The 14,271-nt window shown below is 40.5% G+C and carries 17 protein-coding genes; 8 read left to right on the forward strand and 9 right to left on the reverse strand.

All coding sequences use genetic code 11. From position 1 onward, the window contains the following. The first annotated feature begins 166 nt into the window (after positions 1-166). Both aspS and V6W77_RS07665 read left to right on the forward strand, forming a co-directional pair. A complete protein-coding gene (gene aspS, locus V6W77_RS07660) occupies positions 167-1,933 on the forward strand; it encodes an aspartate--tRNA ligase (RefSeq protein WP_334254281.1) in 1,767 nt (588 codons plus the stop codon). A 139-nt stretch (positions 1,934-2,072) separates the two neighbouring features. Beyond that, positions 2,073-2,408 carry a hypothetical protein gene (locus V6W77_RS07665; protein ID WP_334254282.1) on the forward strand — a complete coding sequence of 112 codons (336 nt, stop codon included), beginning with the start codon at positions 2,073-2,075 and terminating at the stop codon, positions 2,406-2,408. Between the two features lie 137 nt (positions 2,409-2,545). On the opposite strand, the gene V6W77_RS07670 is transcribed toward V6W77_RS07665, so the two are convergent. Then, positions 2,546-3,382 (reverse strand): DUF72 domain-containing protein, encoded by an 837-nt coding sequence (locus tag V6W77_RS07670; protein ID WP_334254283.1) that lies wholly within the window; start codon positions 3,380-3,382, stop codon positions 2,546-2,548. A 107-nt stretch (positions 3,383-3,489) separates the two neighbouring features. Between V6W77_RS07670 and V6W77_RS07675 the strand changes: the two genes are divergently transcribed. The 5 genes from V6W77_RS07675 to ruvC all read left to right on the forward strand — a co-directional run bounded on the left by V6W77_RS07675 (position 3,490) and on the right by ruvC (position 6,879). After that, entirely contained in the window at positions 3,490-4,365 is an 876-nt protein-coding gene (locus V6W77_RS07675; RefSeq protein WP_334254284.1) for a DMT family transporter, read from the forward strand. Further along, positions 4,365-4,808, forward strand: coding sequence for a dihydroneopterin triphosphate diphosphatase (gene nudB / locus V6W77_RS07680; protein WP_334254285.1), 444 nt, complete (start codon positions 4,365-4,367; stop codon positions 4,806-4,808). Before V6W77_RS07675 ends, nudB begins: the two co-directional genes overlap by 1 nt. Before the next feature lie 10 nt (positions 4,809-4,818). Further along, entirely contained in the window at positions 4,819-5,559 is a 741-nt protein-coding gene (locus tag V6W77_RS07685) for a YebC/PmpR family DNA-binding transcriptional regulator (RefSeq protein WP_165888204.1), read from the forward strand. A gap of 143 nt (positions 5,560-5,702) precedes the next feature. Further along, entirely contained in the window at positions 5,703-6,236 is a 534-nt protein-coding gene (locus tag V6W77_RS07690; protein ID WP_334254286.1) for an ACP-like domain-containing protein, read from the forward strand. A 64-nt stretch (positions 6,237-6,300) separates the two neighbouring features. Continuing rightward, a complete protein-coding gene (gene ruvC, locus V6W77_RS07695) occupies positions 6,301-6,879 on the forward strand; it encodes a crossover junction endodeoxyribonuclease RuvC (RefSeq protein ID WP_025235454.1) in 579 nt (192 codons plus the stop codon). A 57-nt stretch (positions 6,880-6,936) separates the two neighbouring features. Here ruvC and murA read toward each other — a convergent pair whose 3' ends face one another. The 7 genes from murA to mlaF form a co-directional block, all read right to left on the reverse strand. Beyond that, positions 6,937-8,217 carry a UDP-N-acetylglucosamine 1-carboxyvinyltransferase gene (gene murA / locus V6W77_RS07700; protein WP_334254287.1) on the reverse strand — a complete coding sequence of 427 codons (1,281 nt, stop codon included), beginning with the start codon at positions 8,215-8,217 and terminating at the stop codon, positions 6,937-6,939. Between the two features lie 77 nt (positions 8,218-8,294). Next, complete coding sequence (locus V6W77_RS07705) at positions 8,295-8,555, reverse strand: BolA family protein (RefSeq protein ID WP_025235449.1); 261 nt, start codon at positions 8,553-8,555, stop codon at positions 8,295-8,297. A gap of 16 nt (positions 8,556-8,571) precedes the next feature. Next, positions 8,572-8,895 (reverse strand): STAS domain-containing protein, encoded by a 324-nt coding sequence (locus V6W77_RS07710; RefSeq protein WP_025235448.1) that lies wholly within the window; start codon positions 8,893-8,895, stop codon positions 8,572-8,574. Positions 8,896-8,906: 11 nt separating this feature from the next. After that, a complete protein-coding gene (mlaC, locus tag V6W77_RS07715) occupies positions 8,907-9,542 on the reverse strand; it encodes a phospholipid-binding protein MlaC (protein WP_025235447.1) in 636 nt (211 codons plus the stop codon). A 51-nt stretch (positions 9,543-9,593) separates the two neighbouring features. Continuing rightward, on the reverse strand, positions 9,594-10,118 hold the full coding sequence (mlaD, locus tag V6W77_RS07720) for an outer membrane lipid asymmetry maintenance protein MlaD (RefSeq protein WP_334232001.1): 525 nt from the start codon (positions 10,116-10,118) through the stop codon (positions 9,594-9,596). 21 nt (positions 10,119-10,139) lie between these two features. After that, positions 10,140-10,916, reverse strand: a complete 777-nt coding sequence (gene mlaE / locus V6W77_RS07725) for a lipid asymmetry maintenance ABC transporter permease subunit MlaE (RefSeq protein WP_025235445.1) — start codon at positions 10,914-10,916, stop codon at positions 10,140-10,142. After that, a complete protein-coding gene (gene mlaF, locus V6W77_RS07730) occupies positions 10,909-11,712 on the reverse strand; it encodes a phospholipid ABC transporter ATP-binding protein MlaF (RefSeq protein WP_025235444.1) in 804 nt (267 codons plus the stop codon). Before mlaF ends, mlaE begins: the two co-directional genes overlap by 8 nt. A gap of 222 nt (positions 11,713-11,934) precedes the next feature. Here mlaF and V6W77_RS07735 point away from each other — a divergent pair, with 222 nt between their 5' ends. Further along, a complete protein-coding gene (locus tag V6W77_RS07735) occupies positions 11,935-13,329 on the forward strand; it encodes a Do family serine endopeptidase (RefSeq protein ID WP_334254288.1) in 1,395 nt (464 codons plus the stop codon). Positions 13,330-13,371: 42 nt separating this feature from the next. On the opposite strand, the gene V6W77_RS07740 is transcribed toward V6W77_RS07735, so the two are convergent. Next, positions 13,372-14,235, reverse strand: coding sequence for a LysR family transcriptional regulator (locus tag V6W77_RS07740; RefSeq protein WP_334254289.1), 864 nt, complete (start codon positions 14,233-14,235; stop codon positions 13,372-13,374). Between the last annotated feature and the right edge of the window lie 36 nt (positions 14,236-14,271).

Genomic DNA, 14,271 nt, shown 5'->3' on the forward strand with positions numbered 1-14,271 from the left:
CTAACCATAACAAGCGGTCGTTTTTAACTAACATTTTGCAAAAAATTGAGTAAAAATCACCGCTTGTTTGTTTTTATTTCTCCCTTTCAAGCCAATTTCCGCTATAATCTTCAAGCTTTCCCCGATATTCGGGCAATCATTTTCAAAATTCAAAAGGATAATTTATATGATGCGTTCTCACTACTGCGGTCAGCTAAACCGCTCGCACGTTGGACAAGTTGTTACCTTAAGCGGCTGGGTTCATCGTGTTCGTAATCTTGGTCGTTTTATTTTTATGCAAATTCGTGATCGCGAAGGTATTGTGCAGGTGTTTTTTGATGAAAAAGACGAAGCACTTTTCAAACAAGCCTCTGCTCTGCGTTCAGAAGCTTGCGTGCAAATTCAAGGTGAAGTGATTGCTCGTGATGAATCGCAAATCAATAAAGAGATGGCGACTGGCGAAATTGAAGTGTTAGTGAAAAATTTAGTGGTGTATAACAACGCTGAAGTAATGCCGCTCGACTTCAACCAAAATAACTCGGAAGAACAGCGTTTAAAATATCGCTACTTAGATTTACGCCGTCCGGAAATGGCAGAAAAACTGAAAACTCGTGCCAAAATTACCAGCTTTGTTCGTCGCTTTATGGACGAGCACGGTTTCTTAGATATCGAAACCCCAATGCTAACCAAAGCTACTCCTGAAGGTGCGAGAGATTACTTAGTGCCAAGCCGTGTGCATAAAGGCAAATTCTATGCTCTGCCGCAATCACCACAGCTCTTCAAACAGCTTTTAATGATGTCGGGCTTTGACCGTTATTATCAAATCGTAAAATGTTTCCGTGATGAAGATTTGCGTGCAGACCGCCAACCTGAATTTACCCAAATCGATGTGGAAACCTCATTCCTCACAGCAGAAGAAGTGCGTGCATTGATGGAAGAGATGATTCACGGCTTATGGAAAGCGACTCTAGGCGTGGATTTAGGCAAATTCCCGATGATGACGTGGCAGGAAGCGATGCAACGTTTCGGCTCAGACAAGCCGGATTTGCGTAACCCACTTGAAATGGTCGATGTTGCCGATATTCTAAAAGAGGTGGATTTCAAAGTTTTCAGCGGTCCGGCAAACGATCCGAAAGGGCGAGTGGTCGCATTGCGTGTGCCAAACGGTGCAGCCTTAACCCGCAAAAACATTGACGAATACACCCAATTCGTTGGTATTTACGGTGCGAAAGGTTTAGCTTGGGCAAAAGTGAATGATGTAAACGCAGGCTTAGAAGGCATTCAAAGCCCAGTGGCAAAATTCTTAAATGAAGATGTGCTAAAAGCCCTATTTGCCCGCTTAAATGTTCAAAATGATGACATTATTTTCTTTGGTGCGGATAACTGGCACGTTGCAACCAATGCGATTGGTGCGTTACGCTTAAAAGTGGGTAACGATTTAGGCTTAACTGACACCACAGCGTGGAAACCACTTTGGGTTGTTGATTTCCCAATGTTCGAGCGTGATGATGAAGGCAATCTTTCAGCAATGCACCACCCGTTCACTTCACCGAAAGATTTATCGCCGGAAGAATTAGTGAAAGATCCGGAAAATGCGGTGGCAAACGCTTACGATATGGTGATTAACGGCTACGAAGTCGGCGGCGGCTCTGTGCGTATTTTCAACCCACAAATGCAACAAACCGTGTTCAGCATTTTAGGCATTAACGAAGACGAACAACAAGAGAAATTCGGTTTCTTATTAGATGCATTAAAATTCGGTACACCGCCACACGCTGGCTTGGCATTCGGTTTAGACCGTTTAACAATGCTGATTACCGGCACCGATAATATCCGTGATGTTATCGCCTTCCCAAAAACCACAGCAGCCGCCTGTTTGATGACCGAAGCTCCTAGCTTTGCAAATCCGAAAGCGTTGGATGAGTTGGCGATTAGAACGATTACACAGGAGTAATAAAATAGGTAGGTTTAGAGCAAGTCTAGCCTACCTTTCTTTTATTAAATTTATGATGAAAAGACCAATTTCTCTTTCTATTATTATATATGGGCTAATAATTATCTCCTTCGGTATAATTATTTTTCAAGGATACTCTGTGATTAAAGTAGCACAAATATTCAAAGAGGGAGATGACCTCTCGATAAATTTGTATCGTTTCTTAAATCCTATTATTTATCCTGTAATGCTAATTATTGCTTCCATTGGGGCACTCAAAGGAGCATATTGGAGTAAGATAGTAATATGGGTTTGGCTAATTCCCAAACTCATTAATAGCTTACTATTGATATTCCTTGAGTTCGAATTAGCAAGTGTTATTCAATTTAGTTTAATACTTGGGCTATCTATATTATTTTTCTATGTTTTTTCACGCTCAGATGTAAAAGCATTTTTCCAAGAAAAGCTAAAAAATTCTCTCGAATTACAAAAATAACCTTGTAGGGGCGCCCTTTTGTTTTAACAAGCGGTTGAAAAAGCGGAATAATTTGCAAATCGTCTTTTAGTTCCCAGCACGAGCCGTGCCGGGTTACGCATAATTGAGCAGCTCCGCTGCTCTTTTTTCTTTTTGGGTTAAAACAAACTCTGCTGTCCTAACAAATGCTCCGGCACAGGTTTTATCTGAAATCCTTTCTCCGCCAAAAATCCTTTGAGCGTTTGGATATTATAAAATGCGTGACTTTTGGTGGTGTTTTCAAAGTAGAGATAGAGTTTGTCGAACTCTGCTTTTCGATGAAACAGCAAATCTGCCAAACCGTTCAACTCTTCGTCCGAATAACGATAATCGTGGCGTTCTGCCGCACTTTGCCCTTTCCACCAATCAGGATTGCGACCATGCAGTCGTAAATAAGCGGTGCGTTGGTTGGCGAAAAAATGAAACGCTGGCAAACCGATATTCTGCGGATAATCCACATTGCACCAAATCAGATTTGGGCTGTTCGCAAAGGTGTCAAACACAGGCGAAATATGCCAACTTGGATGGCGAAACTCAATCGCAAGCGGTTGATTTTCAAACCATTTTATCAATTCGCCCAAATAACGGCGATTGGGCGACGTGCGTTCAAATTGAGTTGGGAACTGAATAAACAAATTCGCCAGCACATTTTGCTCCATAAGCGGTTGCAACGCATTCAAAAAGGCTTGAGCCTGCTCTAAAGTTGCGGTGCGTTGGTGGCTGAAATCTTGGTGTAATTTCACCGAAAAATTCAGCCGCCCTTCCGCTTTCTGTACCATTCCCTCAAAAGCTTTCTGCCCAATGGGAGCGTGGAAGGTGCTATTGATTTCGAGCGTGTCGTAATGCTGGCTGTAAACCGCCAGAAAATCCTCTTTTTTCGTGCCGAAAGGATAAAGTGTACCGATTAAGTCGGTGTCGGCATAGCCACCAGTGCCGATGAAAATCTGTGGAAACATTGTCTTCCTATCATTTTAATTTTTTGCAAATTTTAGTGATTTTTAGACCGCTTGCAAACTGTTAATAAAAGAGTAAGATTTGTTATCTTTTGTTGTGAGGGATCACTATGTGGATTTGGTTTACTCTACTTGCTGCGGTGGCTCAAGCCGGTCGCAATGCTTTTCAAAAACAGCTTAGCCGAGATGTGCCGGTGCTGGGGGTAACTCTTGCCCGTTTTTTCTATGCCGTGCCTTTGGCAAGCGGTTATTTGGCGTTTTTGTATTGGCACGATGAATCACTGACTTTACCGAATTTTCCACCGCTCTTTTTTGTGTATGTGGTGGGTGCAGGCTTGGCTCAAATTTGGGCGACCTCATTAATGGTGCAACTTTTTCATCTCAAAAATTATGCGATTGGGGTGGGCTTAGCCAAAAGTGAGGCAGTGTGGGCCGCGTTGCTTGGTGTACTATTTTTTGGTGTAACGATCAGCACACTCGGCTGGCTAGGTGTGGTTTTAGGGGGCGTGGCGATTTTCTTAATGACCGGCAGTGGTAACTTACGCCAACTTTCGTGGAAAACACTTTTCCTCGGTATCGCCAGCGGTTTATGCTTTGCCCTCACATCACTTTGGGTGCGAGAGGCAAGCTTGCAACTAAACAGCCATTTTTTGATTTCAGCCGCTTGGGTACTGTTTTCGGTGATCAGCTTTGAGGCTGTGTTACTGGTGGCTTATCTCACCATTTTCCAACCCGACACGCTACGAAAATTTTTCCGTTTCCCGAAATTAGGGATTCTCACCAGCCTGTTTTCATTTCTCGGCTCGTTCGGCTGGTTTAATGCAATGAGCCTTAACCACGTTGCCTTTGTGAAAACCCTCGGGCAGGTAGAGATCTTCTTTATCTTAGGTATTTCCTATTTTATATTTAAAGAACGCCTTAAAATTCAAGACTTTATCGGGCTGATTTTGGTGGTCATTGCAGCAATTTTGGTGGTAATAAATTGATGAACTACAAAAACCCTAATAGTGTTCTCGTGATAATTTATGCTAAAAACACAAATCGGGTGCTAATGCTACAACGCAAAGACGATCCTGATTTTTGGCAGTCGGTAACAGGCTCGATTAACGTTGGCGAACAACCGATTGAGGCAGCATACCGTGAAGTGATTGAAGAAACCGGTTTGCAAATTTCTGCCGAAAAACAACCGCTTGTTGATTGTAAAAAGCAGATAGAATTTGAAATTTTCCCGCATTTTCGGTATAAATACGCACCTAATATCACACATTGTGTCGAACATTGGTTTTTGCTGCCGCTTGAAAGCGAACAAGAACCGATTTTAAGCGAACATCTAGCCTATTGCTGGGTTTCAGTTGAGGATGCGGTCAAAATGACAAAATCCCCGAACAACGCACAGGCGATAAAACAATATTTAACAACATTAAAATAAGGACAACAAAATGGCAGGTCATAGTAAGTGGGCAAATATTAAACACCGCAAGGCAGCTCAAGATGCTCAACGCGGTAAAATTTTCACCAAATTAATTCGTGAGTTAGTAACCGCAGCAAAACTCGGTGGCGGCGATGTAAGTGCAAACCCTCGTTTGCGTTCAGCAGTCGATAAAGCATTATCCAGTAATATGACCCGTGATACTATCAACCGAGCGATTGAGCGTGGTGTGGGTGGTGGCGATGACACCAATATGGAGACTAAAATCTACGAAGGCTACGGTCCGGGTGGCACAGCCGTAATGGTAGAATGTTTAAGCGATAACGCAAACCGTACTATTTCACAAGTTCGCCCAAGCTTTACCAAATGTGGCGGCAACTTAGGTACAGAAGGTTCTGTAGGCTATTTATTCAGTAAAAAAGGCTTAATTTTAATTGCGTCTGGCGATGAAGATGCTTTAACCGAAGCCGCGATTGAAGCCGGTGCAGATGATATCCAAGTACAAGAAGACGGCTCATTTGAAATCTATACCGCTTGGGAAGATTTAGGTGATGTACGTGATGGCATTGAGGCAGCAGGCTTTAAAATTGAAAGTGCAGAAGTCACAATGATTCCATCAACCACCGTTGAACTTGATGCAGAAACTGCACCAAAATTACTTGATTTAATTAATCGCCTTGAAGATTGTGATGATGTACAAAACGTTTATCACAACGGCGAAATCAGTGATGAAGTAGCGGCGTTGCTTTAATTAAACAGCCTATTAAAAAGCGTAAAAATGGGGATAATTTGAGTTATCCTCATTTTTTTATGAACTTTTTTCACATAGCACCTCTCTAAATGAATAGAGGCGATTGCTTCTAAATTCTATGAAAATTACTTAAGGAGAAAACTATGAAATTAGTCAAATTCGTTCCCGCTCTAGCCGCAACTTTAGTATTAGCCGCTTGTTCTAATGCAAATAACCAACCGGCTCCTCAACCAACTGTAGATCCTGTAGCAAAAGTAGCTGACCAAGCAGCTCAACAAGTAAATGAAATTGCAGGCAATGCAGCTCGCGGAGCGGCAGCTGTTAAAGTGGAAAAAGCGACTGACAGCTCAAAATCAATCGTTTACCGTTGTTTAAGTGGTAAAAGAGTAACCGCGACTTATGCTTTCCAAGGTGATGAAGCAAAAGCGGTAAACTTAGTATTAAAAGAGGGCAGAAAATCGCAAAAAATCCCAACTTTAACACGTAATGCTGAAAACAAAGATTTTACCTCATTCGTTTCTGATGAATACATTTGGAACGTAGATAGCAACTTCTCTCTTGCCAATGCAACCAAAGAAACTACCGGTATGCTGACGAAAAAAGGTAAAGATTCTGACGATATCTTAGCGAAACTTTGCGATGTAGATAAAAAATTAACGAAAAAATTAAATAAATAAGCATTGATTAATTAAACTATAAGCGAGAAGATATACCTTCTCGCTTATTTTATTTATAACAGAAATGGCTATTATTTTAGGAATTGACCCTGGCTCTCGGGTAACTGGTTATGGGGTCATCCGCCAAAACGGGCGGCATTTAGAATATCTTGGAAGTGGTGCAATTCGCACAACAGTGGAAGATTTACCTACTCGGCTTAAACGCATTTACGCTGGCGTGAGCGAAATTATTACTCAATTCCAGCCCGATATGTTTGCTATTGAACAAGTCTTTATGGCAAAAAACCCGGATTCTGCATTAAAACTAGGGCAAGCACGAGGTACAGCAATTGTGGCTGCGGTCAATCACGATTTACCGGTATTTGAATATGCTGCGAGATTAGTAAAACAAACGGTTACTGGTATTGGTTCTGCGGATAAAATTCAGGTACAAGATATGGTAACCCGAATGCTACAACTCTCAGCTAAACCACAAGCAGATGCCGCTGATGCTTTAGCTATTGCGATTACTCACGCTCACTCTATTCAACATTCTTTAGTTGTAGCAAAACAGAGCCAACAAAGCGTGAGTAATGAGAAAGAGCAGATTTTAGCCTTAATGAAAACCCGTTATAGCAGGGGGAGATTTAGGTTGAAAGGATAATAGAAACCGCTTGATAGCTTCACTAACAAGCGGTTCTTTTTGTAGAAAATTTTGCAATTACTCGCCTTCAAATGGTGCAGAGAAACGTTCGATTCTCGCACCAATGCCACGTAGTTTTTCCTCAATGTGTTCATAGCCACGATCGATATGGTAAATTCGATCAACAATAGTTTCACCGCTTGCAATACAGCCGGCTAATACTAAGCTAATTGAAGCACGAAGATCAGTTGCCATAACTTCTGCTGATTTTAAACGATCTACACCATAGCAAATAGCAGTGTTACCTTCAATTTCTGCTTTAGCTCCCATACGGATTAATTCCGGAATATGCATAAAGCGGTTTTCAAAAATCGTTTCAGTAATACGGCTTGTGCCATCTGCGACTGCATTTAGCAAGGTAAATTGAGCTTGCATATCCGTTGGGAAGCCAGGGTGAGGCATTGTGCGGATATTTACCGCTTTCGGGCGACGACCAAGCGAATCTAATGTAATTGTATCTTCTGTAACATCAACTTGCATTCCTGCTTCACGCAATTTTTCAATTACTGCATCAAGCGTGTCAGCTTTGGTATTACGACAAGTAATGCGGCCACCTGAAATTGCAGCAGCAACAAGGAATGTACCCGTTTCAATACGATCCGGTACCACGCTATGTTCACAACCACCTAAATGTTCGACACCTTCAATAGTGATCATATCAGTCCCTGCACCGGAAATTTTCGCACCCATTGCATTTAAGAAATCAGCAGTATCCACAATTTCAGGTTCACGGGCAGCATTTTCAATCACAGTTGTGCCTTTTGCAAGCGTTCCTGCCATCATCACCGATAAAGTCGCCCCTACGCTCACTTTATCCATATAGACTCTTGCACCGCTTAAACGCCCTTGTGAGGTCGCCTTTACATAGCCTTCGTCTAATTCAATTTGTGCACCCATTTTCTCTAAACCTGAAATGTGCATATCTACCGGTCTAGCACCAATAGTACAACCACCCGGTAATGAGACCTGACCGACTTGGAAACGTGCAACTAGAGGTGCTAACGCCCAAATAGAAGCTCTCATTGTCTTAACTAATTCGTATGGTGCGATATAATTATTGATGTTGCTTGCATCAATATGTACAACGCCTTTTTCAGTGCCTTTCTCAACAATTACGCCTAATTGACGTAAAATTTTAAAGGTAGTATCAACATCTTTTAAATCAGGTACATTTTTTAATGTAACCGGTTTTTCTGCCAAAATAGAGGCAAACAAAATAGGCAAGGCTGCATTTTTTGCACCAGAAATATCTACTGTTCCACTCAAAGAGAATGGACCATACACACGAAATTTTTCCATTTGGGATTAGTCCTAAAATTAAGAATAGCAATTTATTCGAATTTGTAGGGGCAAATTGCAATTTGCCCCTATGATTATTAACCAACCATATTTAGCAAACGTTCAGTTTTCCATTTTTCTGTACTGAATACTTTAATGGTTAATGCGTGAATTTCATTTGTTGTGAAATAATCTGCTAAGGGGGCATAAACCGCTTGTTGTTGTTTTACTTTTGAAAGTGCGGCAATACTATCACTCACTACAATTACACCAAAGTGGGCATTTTCGCCTTGTGCGTGAACTTCGGCTACATCGGTTAAGCTTTGTTTTAAAATTTCTTCAATTTGTGATGGAGTCATTCTAAGTCCTAATTCTTTAAATAATAAATTGCTCAAACCAACCATCTAAATCATAGAGTTCTGCTAATGTTTTCACAGAATCTGGCGTATTGATCAGAGAATTTGGTATTACTTTATGATAATGATTTAATAATTCAGCAAGTAGCGTAAAGCCGGCAGAATCCACACGAGTGATCTCTTTTAAGTCCCAATATAACTTTTGATTGCCTTTTGGAGATAAAAAAGAAGCACGTTGCTTCCATAGTGGAAGCAACGTGTTACGAGTTAATTCGCCCGATAGTTTCACAAATAGACTTTCATTGTTTTGCTGAATGTCCCATTGTAATGTTTTTTGAGGCATAACTAAACACCTTATTTTAAGGTGATTGGTTGTTTTGCTGATTGAGCTACTTGTGCAGTTAAGGCATCAATTCCCTTTTGGCGAATTACACCAGCCCATTCATTTTGTTTGGTTGCAACCATACTCACACCTTCAGCAGCCATATCGTAGGCTTGCCATTCACCGCTTTTACTGTTTTTACGCCATTTAAAGTCTAATTTAATTGGCTGTGCCGCACCTTTACCAGATACATTTACACGAATGCTCACAATTGATTTACCATCCACTGATTTCGGACTTTCAATTTGTACTTGTTGGTCTTGGTATTGCGTTAAAACTTGTGCATAAGATTGCTCAACAAATTGACCAAATGCAGTAAAGAAAGCTTCTTTTTGTGCATCGGTTGCAGAGGCTAAATTTTTGCCTAATACTAACTGACCTGCATATTTTACGTGAACGTGCGGCATTAAATCGTTACGCACGATAGTACGTAAATATTCAGGATTTGCCTTGATTTTGCTTTGATTTGCTTTGATATTGCCAAATAACTTATCTGCTGTTTGTTGCATTAATACATAAGGGCTGGTTTCTGCAAATGCTGTGGTTGAAAATAATGCAGACACTGCTACTAAACCTGTTACGATAATTTTTTTAATGTTTTTTAACATTATTGATACTCTCCAAAATCTCTAATCACTTAGAGGTTCTTATTATTTGAATTACTCTGCCTTTGGTTCCACAGAATCATTCGCTTTTTCATCTTCAGTTTTATTTGACTTTTTATCACCATATAAGAACTGACCGATTAAATCTTCTAATACCATTGCAGAGTTAGTATCTACAAAAGTATCGCCTTCTTTCATTATTGCAGTTTCGCCTTCAATCATAAAGCCGACATTTAACGCAACATATTGTTCACCTAATAAGCCAGAGGTTTTAATTGAAAGTGAGCTGGTATCCGGAATCTGATTAAAATTTTGATTCACAGCTAAAGCCACTTTCGGAGTATAGTTTTTTTGATCTAGTGAAATATCAGCCACACGACCTACTACCACTCCCCCAACTTTAATTGGTGCACGAACCTTTAGTCCACCAATATTGTCAAAAGTTGCGTAAAGAGTGTAAGTTTTCTCACTAGAGAAGCCTTGTACGTTTGCTACTCTCAATCCTAAAAAGACTAAAGCCCCTAAGCCAAGTAGCACAAATAATCCTACCCAGAATTCATATTTAATTGATTGACGCATTGTCTGTTCCTTTTCCTAAAATCAACCGCCGAACATAATCGCAGTTAAAATAAAATCTAATCCCAAAATTACAAGTGAAGCATTTACCACTGTTTTTGTGGTCGATTGGCTAATACCTTCTGAAGTTGGCACACAATCATAGCCATTAAATAATGCAATCCAAACTACGGCAAAAGCGAAAATTACACTCTTAATAAAGCCATTGATTAAATCGCTGGCATTAACCGAGTTTTGCATTACTGACCAGAAACTGCCGCCATCAACACCTTTCCAATCTACCCCGACAAGCGAGCCACCCCAAATGCCGATTGCGGTAAAAATCACTGCCAGAATAGGCATTGAAATCACTCCAGCCCAAAAGCGAGGTGCAATAATACGTCTAAGTGGATCAACCGCCATCATTTCAAGGCTGGAAAGTTGTTCTGTGGCTTTCATTAAACCAATTTCTGCCGTTAGTGCCGAACCGGCTCGCCCTGCGAATAATAATGCGGTAACTACAGGTCCGAGTTCTCTTAATAATGAGAGAGAAACCAATGTGCCTAGACTGCTTTCCGCAGCAAAATCCACTAACACCACATAGCCTTGTAAGCCTAATACCATACCGATAAATAAGCCCGAAAGCATAATAATTAAGAGAGATTGCACACCGAGTACATAAAGTTGCTTAATCAGCAACGGCGTATGTTTTCTAAATTCAGGCTTACCGATTAATGCTCCCCATAACATAAAGGCTGAACGCCCTAAGGTACGGATAAAATTAATCACAAAAGCCCCAATAGAGCTAATAAAATTAACCATTAAACAGCTCCTCCGTATACTCTTTTGCCGGATAGTGGAAACGTACAGGACCATCCGCTTTACCTGCTAAGAATTGCACTACCTGCGGATCGTTGCTTTCTAACAACATTTCCGGTGTACCTTCTGCGATAATACGTTTATCCGCCACAATATAGGCATAATCAGCAATACTTAACACTTCTTTCACATCGTGAGAGACTACAATAGAGGTGAGATTTAATGCTTGATTTAGCTCTTTGATCAATTCCACAATCACCCCCATACTAATCGGATCCTGCCCGGTGAAAGGCTCATCATACATAATCAGATCAGGATCCAGTGCAATAGCACGAGCAAGTGCCGCACGACGTGCCATACCACCGGATAATTCAGAAGGCATTAAATTTGCAGCTCCTCGAAGCCCAACCGCTTCAAGTTTCAACAATACTAATTTTCTAATGAGCTCTTCAGGTAAGCGTGTATGCTCTCGAATCGGGAAAGCCACATTGTCAAATGTAGAAAGATCAGTAAATAAAGCACCAGATTGGAACAACATTCCCATCCGCTGACGAATTTCGTAAAGTTCTTTGTTGTTGGCTTTACAAATATCTCTGCCATCAAACAATATTTCGCCTGATTCAGGTAAAATTTGCCCGCCAATTAAGCGTAATAAGGTGGTTTTACCTATTCCAGACGGACCCATAATGGCAGTTACTTTGCCTTTTTGCACTTGCAAATTGAGATTGTCATAAATCACCCTCTCCCCTCTTTTGAAGGTTAAGTTCTTTACTTCAACCAAATTTTCCGTTTTAGACATCAAAATAGGACTCAAATTAATAAAAGTGATGTATGGTCCATTAAATTTGAGAGAAAGTCAAAAAACTTTTAATAATCTGACAAAACTTTAGTTCGCAAGCGGTCTGATTTTAGAAAAATTTTGCAAATTGATGAACTGACAAAAAAAGGGCTTGTCTTAGTAAACACGAGCGATTTCACTCGTAAATTATAAAAAACATAGGATATGAGGAACATACACAATATGAATAAAACACTCAAAAAATCATTTTTAACCGCATTAGTTTTAGGCTCAAGTATCGCAGCAATGCCAATGGTGGCACAAGCTACATTACCCACTCAAGTGGATGGTCAGGCAGTGCCTAGCTTAGCACCGATGTTAGAAAAAGTTCGCCCTGCTGTAGTAAGCATTGCAGTTGAAGGCAAAACAAAAGGCGATTCTCGCCGTACTCGTGATATCCCACCCGAATTTGAATTTTTCTTCGGTCCAAATGCGGATTTCTTTGGTGATCGTCAATCAGCACCTCGTAACTTTCGTGGTGTAGGTTCAGGCGTTATCATTAATGCAGAAAAAGGCTATATCATCACAAATAATCACGTTATTGATAATGCAGATAAAATGACAGTAAAGCTGGAAGATGGACGTGAATTTAATGCGAAATTAGTCGGAAGTGATCCACTTTCAGACGTAGCATTAATCCAAATTGAAAATCCGAAAAACTTAACCGAAATTAAATTTGCTGATTCCGACAAATTACAAGTGGGCGATTTTACAGTCGCAATCGGTAATCCGTTTGGCTTAGGGCAAACGGTAACATCAGGCATTGTTTCTGCACTGGGTCGCTCAACAGGCAAATCAGATGAAGGTTATGAAAACTATATCCAAACTGATGCCGCAGTCAATCAAGGTAACTCAGGTGGTCCGTTAATTAACTTAAAAGGAGAATTAATCGGTATCAATACTGCTATTATCTCTCCTAGTGGCGGCAATGCTGGTATTGCTTTTGCAATCCCAAGTAATATGGCAAACAGCTTGGTAAGTCAAATTATTGAATTTGGCGAAGTAAAACGTGGAATGTTAGGTATTAAAGGCGGTGAGCTCAATGCAGATCTTGCGAAAGAATTTAATATTGCTACCCAACAAGGTGCATTTGTGAGCGAAGTATTACCGGATTCAGCCGCAGCTAAAGCAGGCTTTAAAGCAGGTGATGTGATTACTGAAATTAACGGTCAAAAAATCCGTAGCTTCAGTGAATTAAGAGCAAAAGTTGCTACTTCTGGTGTAGGTAAAGAAATTGAATTAACTTACTTGCGTGATGGCAAAGAAGCAAAAGCAAAAGTTACGCTACAATCAGACTCAGAAGCCAAAACCACCGCAGAAAATATCATTCCTTCATTAAAAGGAGCGGAGTTTAATAACTACAGCTCAAAAGGCATTAAAGGTGTTGAAGTTTCAAGCGTAGAAAAAGGCTCAATCGCCGAAATGCGTAGCTTGAAAAAAGGCGATATCATCATTGGTGTAAACCGCCACTCTGTTGAAAATATTGCGGATTTACGAAAAATTTTAGATGCTAAACCATCTGTGGTTGCTCTAAATATTGTGCGTGATGGGGCAAATTTCTATATTATTTTGCAATAAATAATAATGAAAATAAGGTGGGCTTACCCACCTTATTTTTTCCTAACTTAATTTAGTATTAACAAAATCCAAAAATGCCCTCATTAGAGCTGACTGATGGCGATGTTTCACGTAAAGTAAATGCACGGCAAAGTCCGTTTTGGGTAAATCAGATAAGACCTCTACTAAGCCACATTCATCAATCAAGCGATTTGCCGTTGTGAGTGAAAGCATTCCTATGCCACGTCCATTTTTTATCGCATTTTCAATGGCATATACATCATTACTGGCAAAGGTGTAAGGTAATTCCAGCAATTTTTTACCGTTTGGAATGCGTAAAAATTTCTGGTCTGCTCTCGCCCAGCCCACAAGCGGGAAATTTGCTAAATCCGCCAAAATGTTTGGCGTGCCAAATTTGTCCAAAAGTTTGGGATGAGCCAGCCATTTGACACGGTTTGTCATTACTTTTTTGGCGATGACGGTATCGGTATGAAGCTCCCCTACCCGAAAAGCAAAATCTATGCCGTCTTCTACCAAATCCAAAATGCGGTCGGTTACTTCCAAATGCACACTCACCTTTGGATATAGCTCACAAAATTCATCTATCCACGCCCAAATTTCCTCCATTCCCATAGCGGTAGAAATACGAAGTTTTCCACCAATTTGGCTATCATCGGTAGTAAAGTTTTGCGTGATTTGGATCAGATTATCTACGCTTTGGGCAATTTGCTCGTAGAGCTGTTGCCCTGCCATTGTGGGCTTTACACCTGTTTTTTGACGGTCAAAGAGTTGTACGCCTAGTGATCTTTCAAGCTCGGCAATTTGACGGCTAATGGTAGCTATGGGTACACCAAGTTTTTCTGAAGTTTTGGATAGAGATCCTGTTTGGACAATACTGGTAAATAGAGGAAACGTATTGAGGTTCATTTTGGATTTTCAATTTTGATAATATTAGGCTTAATT

Origin of the sequence: Mannheimia indoligenes, assembly GCF_036880405.1 — a bacterium.
Taxonomy (GTDB): domain Bacteria; phylum Pseudomonadota; class Gammaproteobacteria; order Enterobacterales; family Pasteurellaceae; genus Mannheimia; species Mannheimia indoligenes.

Coding starts and splice junctions, on each gene's coding strand:
- aspS (WP_334254281.1), top strand. CDS start 167: ATGATGCGTTCTCACTACTGCGGTCAGCTAAACCGCTCGCACGTTGGA.
- V6W77_RS07670 (WP_334254283.1), bottom strand. CDS start 3,382: ATGTTTCCACAGATTTTCATCGGCACTGGTGGCTATGCCGACACCGAC.
- V6W77_RS07675 (WP_334254284.1), top strand. CDS start 3,490: ATGTGGATTTGGTTTACTCTACTTGCTGCGGTGGCTCAAGCCGGTCGC.
- nudB (WP_334254285.1), top strand. CDS start 4,365: ATGAACTACAAAAACCCTAATAGTGTTCTCGTGATAATTTATGCTAAA.
- V6W77_RS07685 (WP_165888204.1), top strand. CDS start 4,819: ATGGCAGGTCATAGTAAGTGGGCAAATATTAAACACCGCAAGGCAGCT.
- V6W77_RS07690 (WP_334254286.1), top strand. CDS start 5,703: ATGAAATTAGTCAAATTCGTTCCCGCTCTAGCCGCAACTTTAGTATTA.
- ruvC (WP_025235454.1), top strand. CDS start 6,301: ATGGCTATTATTTTAGGAATTGACCCTGGCTCTCGGGTAACTGGTTAT.
- murA (WP_334254287.1), bottom strand. CDS start 8,217: ATGGAAAAATTTCGTGTGTATGGTCCATTCTCTTTGAGTGGAACAGTA.
- V6W77_RS07705 (WP_025235449.1), bottom strand. CDS start 8,555: ATGACTCCATCACAAATTGAAGAAATTTTAAAACAAAGCTTAACCGAT.
- V6W77_RS07710 (WP_025235448.1), bottom strand. CDS start 8,895: ATGCCTCAAAAAACATTACAATGGGACATTCAGCAAAACAATGAAAGT.
- mlaC (WP_025235447.1), bottom strand. CDS start 9,542: ATGTTAAAAAACATTAAAAAAATTATCGTAACAGGTTTAGTAGCAGTG.
- mlaD (WP_334232001.1), bottom strand. CDS start 10,118: ATGCGTCAATCAATTAAATATGAATTCTGGGTAGGATTATTTGTGCTA.
- mlaE (WP_025235445.1), bottom strand. CDS start 10,916: ATGGTTAATTTTATTAGCTCTATTGGGGCTTTTGTGATTAATTTTATC.
- mlaF (WP_025235444.1), bottom strand. CDS start 11,712: ATGTCTAAAACGGAAAATTTGGTTGAAGTAAAGAACTTAACCTTCAAA.
- V6W77_RS07735 (WP_334254288.1), top strand. CDS start 11,935: ATGAATAAAACACTCAAAAAATCATTTTTAACCGCATTAGTTTTAGGC.
- V6W77_RS07740 (WP_334254289.1), bottom strand. CDS start 14,235: ATGAACCTCAATACGTTTCCTCTATTTACCAGTATTGTCCAAACAGGA.